Below are 5,982 nucleotides of genomic sequence, written 5' to 3'. Positions count from 1 at the left end.
AGGTTATCCATGCCCCGGGCGGGTTATCCATAAACTCCATAGGTCTATTAGATAGTGCCTCGCCATTCAGGAACATGCCATGGCACATTCCTTCTTCGTTCAAATCTTCAGTATTTAAATCTCAATGTACAACATTACAATTTTTGTTATTATTGGTAGCTCAACTTCATGTTTTCATAGAACTTTTGACACTACCTTGGGGTAATGAAATAAAGTATTTAAGTATTCCTGTAAGGGTATCGTCTTTATGACAAACCAAAAAGCAAGCTTGAAATAGCGTCCTCTATGATTGATACTGTAATGCCTCTACTGGTTGAATGCCAAGTTATTCTTTTATGTGACAGTTGGTACTCTAAAGGTATCATCATAGAAACAGTTAAAAAATACGATAACCTTGAGCTTATAGCGGCAGTACGCTGTGATACGGTACTCTATGACCTCCCACCGGCCCTTACCGACAAACGGGGAAAAGCAAGGCTTTACGGCGATAAAATAGATATTAAAAACTTAAGCTATGAAAAAGTAGGTGAATACTATGCTGCAACCAAAAAGGTGCTTACCAACTTATTTGAAAAGCTACCTGTTATTATTACGGTTGCTGTGAAAAACCTAGAGTCTTTTGACTCTGTAAGAATTTTCATAAGCACCATAGCAGCCGCGATATTAATATTTTCAAAGAGCACCAATTGGGAGGTATATCTTATGAGCCTCAAACGCATAAATTACTTGCCGTACTTTACTTACAGCATACGCTGAAACATTGAGGTTATATTTTATTAGCATAAATTCTTTTGGTCGTTTGGCAACTACATGGTGCGGAATCAAAAAGCAATAGAACGATATATGAATTTACTTGCTATTGCCTTTGCTTTTATGCAGATATTACCATTTTTCATCCGCGGTTCCATGTTTATAAGTTCCAAAGTCCTCAAGTAGTTAACCACGTTGTTTCCGACCAACTAACGCAAGAATTAATTTTTTGACAGTTTCGTTAAACGACTCGAAAACCATAAAATTTATTCTGAGGTTAAAATGCTGTTAACACCTTCCTTGGGTTAGATGACATTTCTTAATAAACTTGTAAACTGGTGTGTCTTAATTTCTGGCATCATTATATGTTGTTTGCCGATACGTAATTCGTAGTTTACTCCTTTCTGTGGATTGTTTGCACAAACTATTTATCGGCTTGGGGTAAACTATTTGTTATACCTTTTTCTAATCCTTTGTCTTCAAGGCTTAGAAATTATGAAATTTACTCAATTATAAATGCATTTTAACAATTTGTTTAAAGATTATTGTAATAAATCTCATGTCTTCGACAAAATACCTCTTAAACATTCTTCTAGGTTCTTGTATAAATCTATAGAACCACTCTAGACCTACACTCTGCATCCATTTTGGAGCCCTTTTTTTTGTACCTGCAATAAAATCAAAAGAAGCCCCTATCCCTATCGATACTGGTACTTTAATTTGATCTTTATGATTATATATCCATTTCTCCTGTTTTGGTGCTCCTACACCTACAAAAAGAATATCAGGAGCTGAATCTGTCAGTAACTTTATAATTTTCTTATTCTCAGCTTCTTTTTTTTCAAAACCATACGTGGGGGTATAAACACCACAAACTTTTAAATTTTTATACCTAGCTTTTAATACTTCTGCCGCCTTCTGAACAACTCCGGTATCTCCACCTAGAAAAAATACTTTATAGCCTTTTTGGGCAGCAAATTCACACAGCTTTGGAAAAAGGTCCGAACCAGATACTTTTTCCTTTATAGGAGTTCCTAATATTTTTGATACCCAAATTAACGGCATCCCATCAGCTAATACAAGATTCGCATGTTTATATACTTCTAAAAATTCCTCATCTCTTTCTAATTTTACGATGTGGTCTACATTTGGTGTAACAACATAACTCATACTTCTTTTTTGTATTAATTTATCAATAATATCTATACATTGAACCATAGTTACATTATCTATGTCAACTTTCCCAATACGTACTTTATTCAATATTCTTTCTCCCCTTTTCCATTTCATCACACATTAAAGTACATCATATAACTTTTCGTAAGCCTCTATCATTGAAGTAATATTGTATTCTTCCCTCATATACTGATATGCTTGCTTCCCTAGCTTTTCGAGTTTTTCCCTATCTTTATATATAGAAGATATAGATTCTACTAAATCTACTACATCACCTGGTGAGAATAGTAATCCTGTCTTGTTATCTTGTATAACTTCTGGAATTCCTCCAACATTGGAAGCAATAACACACTTTTTCTGGGACATAGCTTCTAATAATAAAATAGGCAATCCTTCCATACGTGAAGGAATTACAATTACATCCATACAATTTATCAGCTCTATTATTTCGCTTCTAAATCCAAGAAAAAAAATATTATTATTCATCCTATAATACTCTACTATTTGCTTCAATTCGTTTTCTAAAGTTCCCTGTCCGATAAACCAACATCTGATATCGGGATATTGTTTTGTTAATTCAAACATAGCTTGAATTAACAGATCCTGTCCTTTAACTTTTTCTAACCTTCCTATGCAGCCTATTTTAAAATCCCTCTCATACTTATTAAAAATATTTTGAATGTATTCCATGTTTTTATCTTTAAATTCCCTTATAGGGATCCCATTTTTTATAAGCACGAGTTTTGATGAGTTAATCCCTCTTGTTACTAGTTTATTATATAAATTTTGTGAAACAGTAATATATTTATGATTATATTGACTCATGAAATTTTCAAGCCAAACATATAGCCTACCTTTCAATTTATTTTCATGATCTTCCAATACTGAGCTATGAATCGTAGTAATTACTTTCTTATTTAATAACGTTCCTACTATTGTTCCTACAAAACTTGCTATTACTCCATGACAGTGAACTATATGAATCTTTTCTTTTATTAAAATCTTAGCAATTTTTATAAAATACCATGGTGCATAACTCTTATTATTTTTAAGATAGATTATCTTAATATTACTACTTATTATATTCTCATGTATCCTGATATAATCTTGAAATTTACTCTTATCTAAACATATAAGATAAAAAGAAAACTTATTTTTATCCATATTTTCTAATAAATTTAATATTACCATCTCTAAACCACCAAAATGTCGACCTAAAGATATTATTAGTATTTTTTTCATATTGCTTCACCTTTTACTTTTTTTGTTATTTCCCCATTTGCACATCCTAAATAACATCCTAACAAAGAATATAGAACTATTATATTAGTATTAAAAACCACATTATCTGTGGCTAGAGTCAATAATATAATGATAGGTACCATTATAATAAACTTATTCTTACTTTCAAAATAATGCTTATACAAAGTTACTAATATTTTTAAATGTATAGAAATAAATAATAGTATACCAAATAAACCTGTGTCCAATAATAATTTTAGATAATCGTTATGCGCTTCTACAAAAGAATCAATACCATACACTTCTCTATATATTCCTGCAATAATTTCATATATCGTACCTATACCACTACCAAAAGTTATTTTTAGTACTGTAAGACTTCCTTTATTTATAATCTCTTTCCATAACCATGTTCTCCATATCACAGAATCGAGTGAAAATCTATCTATTCCGCCAGTGTACTGGGCTTGTACACCGTATATAAAAAACATAATAATATAAAATACAACATATACCATAAAAGATCCCAAAATATTCATTTTGGTAATCTTTTTATTAAAAAACATCCTAATTAATATTACAATATGAATTAAGAATACAACAAGAATAAATCTGCTTCCAGCTAATAGTAATACAATTCCCGTCAAAGTAATCCATCCAAATTTTTTCTTTTCTAGAAAGTATACAAAAAAGCATCCTATTATAAGACTGAAAACATTTGAGTGAGAAAATATACCTCTTATCCCCCTTGTTGTAAATATATCAGTAATACTTTTTGGGTCTAGTAAAACAAATTGTAAAACTGCAAATAAAATATTAATTTTTATTAAAAGTAAAATCCACTTATTAAAAAATTCAAAATAATTTTCTTTTTCACACAATATCATTGAAAAATATAAAAATAAAAATTTAGTCGTTTCTGCAACTATTGGTTTTAAGTTAGCTAGATTACTTCGAAAAGCAATCCAAATAAGATAAAATAAATAAAGAATAACCAGTTGGTTATATTTTATCTTTTCTCCACGTACCAATATGAAATATGTTATAGATAATATCATAAAACTACCATCAATAACATTCCAAACAATATTTAGATTTATTGTATCTCTTAAAATAACAAAAGTAATAAATTCAAATATATATCGCAAATATAGTAATATAATAATAATTGAACTTGTTTTTACTTTCATTTTTACCTCTCTATTCAATATAGATTTTTTTATCTTGAGCTGACTTATCCGAGAACATTTCATAATTCAAAAATTAAAAATGTGGATAATTTTCATTAAAATTTTTATAATTGTGCAAAAAAAGGGGAGACTATCCCTATTATAGATAGTTATCCACAGTTATAAAGTTTTTGAATTAGTGAAATATCATCTCCTGTTCTTTGACAATTTTCTAATCCTTTGTTTTCAAGGCTTAGAAATTATGAAATTTACTCATCTATGAAAATAATTATAGTTCTTCTTAAGAAAAAGAAATGAAAGCATTTTTAATACTACTCTATGCTCTATAGCCATTCTTTTTATTAAAACTTTTAAAGAATTAAATGATATGTTTGGTTTATATCTAGCTACATGACTATTTAATTGATATTTATCTAGAAAAGAAGTAATATCATAACCTAAAACTAAACTTTTAAAAATATAATCAACTGTTATACTAGGAAGGGTTATGTTATAAACAAAGTCAACAACTTCTTTTTCTTCATATAGCAATAGTCTTTTATTTTGCCTAATCCACTCAATAAACCTCAACCATATTTCTATCTCACTCATTTGATTTGGCGTAAAGGTTGATAATGAATTAGATCTTATTCTATAAACTGCTAAATATTCTTTGACAGCACTAACCTTAGTTATAGAAAGGATCTTTAAAAAAAATTCTAAATCTTCTGCCCAATGACAGTTTTCTGTAAATAAAATATTATTATCGACAATAATATCCTTTTTAATAAGCCAAGTACTTGTAAAAGCTTCAGTTTTTTTCATTAGTACTGGAATCAATGCTTTTTCTTCAAAAAAAGATTTTGGCAATTTATTTCTTATACGCCCATTAATATATTCTATATATCCACAATAACATGCACCCGCTCCAGTATTCAAGATCCTGTACATCTGTTTCTCAATCTTTGTTTTCTCCCATAAATCGTCACTATCCAAGAACGCTATATATTCCCCTTTTGCATTATATATCCCTTTATTTCTGGCACTAGATACACCACTATTTTTTTGGTATATATATTGAATATTATTAAATTTATCTTTAAAACTTGTTACAATATCTACACTTTTATCAGTACTTCCATCATCAATTATAATAATCTCTAGATTTTTATATGTTTGGTTTAAAACACTTTCCAGTGTATCAGAGATATATTTTTCTACATTATACATGGGAATTATAACTGAAACTAAGGGACTAAGCTCCATCTTTTTTCCCCCTTTCTCTGCAATATATCTTTTATTTTTAGTAAAATTACTTCTTGATCTTTTTTATTCTTTAAACGAATATTCTTTATAAATTTTTCTCTATTTTGTTGCAAATAACTTACTTTTTTCTCAAATTCTTCGAAAATCTGGTTGTAATTTTCATAATGTCTCATATCTATAATATAATCCTTAAGATTATAGCCATCACCTAAAATTCCCCAATATTTTCTGCTATATGATATGCTTATACTAGGTACATTGCATTCTATAGATGATATAATAGGATGCATCCTAGCTGATACTACAAAATACGATTGCTTTATATAATCCCTTACTTGATATGGATATATTTCTTCATCTATCTTTCTTATCCTATCTT

At 29.0% G+C, this 5,982-nt stretch carries 6 protein-coding genes; 1 reads left to right on the top strand and 5 read right to left on the bottom strand.

Annotated features, from left to right (window positions below; all coding sequences use genetic code 11):
- The first annotated feature begins 285 nt into the window (after positions 1–285).
- Positions 286–756 carry a hypothetical protein gene (locus JG776_RS12165; RefSeq protein WP_366934216.1) on the top strand — a complete coding sequence of 157 codons (471 nt, stop codon included), beginning with the start codon at positions 286–288 and terminating at the stop codon, positions 754–756.
- A 504-nt stretch (positions 757–1,260) separates the two neighbouring features.
- On the opposite strand, the gene JG776_RS12160 is transcribed toward JG776_RS12165, so the two are convergent.
- From JG776_RS12160 to JG776_RS12140, 5 genes are all read right to left on the bottom strand, one after another.
- A complete protein-coding gene (locus tag JG776_RS12160) occupies positions 1,261–2,013 on the bottom strand; it encodes a WecB/TagA/CpsF family glycosyltransferase (RefSeq protein WP_291967899.1) in 753 nt (250 codons plus the stop codon).
- A 33-nt stretch (positions 2,014–2,046) separates the two neighbouring features.
- On the bottom strand, positions 2,047–3,168 hold the full coding sequence (locus JG776_RS12155) for a glycosyltransferase family 4 protein (RefSeq protein ID WP_291967896.1): 1,122 nt from the start codon (positions 3,166–3,168) through the stop codon (positions 2,047–2,049).
- Positions 3,165–4,358 carry an O-antigen ligase gene (locus JG776_RS12150; protein ID WP_291967894.1) on the bottom strand — a complete coding sequence of 398 codons (1,194 nt, stop codon included), beginning with the start codon at positions 4,356–4,358 and terminating at the stop codon, positions 3,165–3,167. Before JG776_RS12150 ends, JG776_RS12155 begins: the two co-directional genes overlap by 4 nt.
- Before the next feature lie 252 nt (positions 4,359–4,610).
- Positions 4,611–5,603: a glycosyltransferase family A protein gene (locus JG776_RS12145; RefSeq protein WP_291967892.1), complete on the bottom strand. Its 993-nt coding sequence runs from the start codon at positions 5,601–5,603 to the stop codon at positions 4,611–4,613.
- Positions 5,585–5,982 (bottom strand): polysaccharide pyruvyl transferase family protein (locus JG776_RS12140; RefSeq protein ID WP_291967890.1); only part of this gene is annotated, 398 nt, incomplete at its 5' end. The genes JG776_RS12145 and JG776_RS12140, both read right to left, overlap by 19 nt.

Origin of the sequence: Caloramator sp. (assembly GCF_020054765.1) — a bacterium.
In the GTDB taxonomy this organism is placed as follows: domain Bacteria; phylum Bacillota; class Clostridia; order Clostridiales; family Caloramatoraceae; genus Thermobrachium; species Thermobrachium proteoclasticum.
Note: the sequence above shows the minus strand (reverse complement) of the source record. Positions and strands in the feature narration are given on the sequence as shown.

Excerpts from the sequence above, each read along its gene's own strand:
- JG776_RS12165 (WP_366934216.1), top strand. The coding sequence starts at position 286 with ATGATTGATACTGTAATGCCTCTACTGGTTGAATGCCAAGTTATTCTT.
- JG776_RS12155 (WP_291967896.1), bottom strand. The coding sequence starts at position 3,168 with ATGAAAAAAATACTAATAATATCTTTAGGTCGACATTTTGGTGGTTTA.
- JG776_RS12150 (WP_291967894.1), bottom strand. The coding sequence starts at position 4,358 with ATGAAAGTAAAAACAAGTTCAATTATTATTATATTACTATATTTGCGA.
- JG776_RS12145 (WP_291967892.1), bottom strand. The coding sequence starts at position 5,603 with ATGGAGCTTAGTCCCTTAGTTTCAGTTATAATTCCCATGTATAATGTA.